This window comes from Serratia nevei, from assembly GCF_024160145.1.
Taxonomy (GTDB): Bacteria; Pseudomonadota; Gammaproteobacteria; order Enterobacterales; family Enterobacteriaceae; genus Serratia; species Serratia nevei_A.
This window is the reverse complement of sequence record NZ_JAMYWQ010000100.1, coordinates 1-890: the sequence shown is the minus strand read 5'-3', so window position 1 is coordinate 890 and position 890 is coordinate 1. Positions and strand designations below refer to the sequence as shown.

Genomic DNA, 890 nt, shown 5'->3' with positions numbered 1-890 from the left:
GGGCTGACCCATACCGAAACCCGGCTTGATGCGGGCAGCAACCTCAGCCTGACCAGCGGCAGAGATACCACACTGAAAGGTGCGCAGGCGAGCGGAGAAAAGGTTACCGTCGACGTGGGCCGCAACCTGGCGCTGGAAAGCCAGCGGGACAGCGACCGCTATGACGCCAGGCAGACCCAGATGAGCGGCGGGATCAGCGTGCCGATCGGCGCCGGCAGCGGCTCGGCGAATTTTAGCGCCAGCAAGGACAAGCTGCACAGCAACTTCGACTCGGTGAAAGAGCAGACCGGGCTGTTTGCGGGCAAGGGCGGGTATGACGTCAAGGTCAAGGAGCACACCCAGCTCGATGGCGCCGTCATTGCCAGCACGGCCGACAAAGATAACAACCGCCTCGATACCGGCACGCTGGGCTGGACGGACATCCACAACCAGGCGGACTACAGCGCAACGCACAGCGGCGGCTCACTGAGCACCGGCGGGCCGGTGGGCAAAGATCTGCTGACCAACATGGCCGGCGGCTCGTTGTCGGCGGCCAACAACAGCGGGCATGCCGAGGGCACGACAAAAGCCGCCGTCAGTGAGGGCACGCTGATAGTCCGCGACACCGACAAACAGCAGCAGGATGTGGCGCAGCTTAATCGGGATACCGAGCATGCCAACGACGGCAGCATCAGCCCGATATTCAACAAGGAGAAGGAGCAGAAGCGGCTGAAACAGGCGCAGCTGATTGGGGAGATTGGCGGCCAGGCGATGGACGTGATCCGCACGCAGGGCGAGATCGCCGGGCTGAAGGCGCAGAAAGACCCGGCGGCGCAGGCGCAGGCCCGGGAGCAGCTTGAGCAGGGCGGCAAACCGTTCCGCGAGGCGGACGTGTTGCAGCGGGCGTATGA

The 890-nt window shown here is 64.5% G+C and carries 1 protein-coding gene; it reads left to right on the top strand.

Going from position 1 to position 890, the window contains the following annotated elements; genetic code table 11:
* The coding region (locus tag M6G53_RS24900) for a hemagglutinin repeat-containing protein (RefSeq protein WP_253335225.1) at nucleotides 1–890 on the top strand (890 nt) is incomplete at both ends.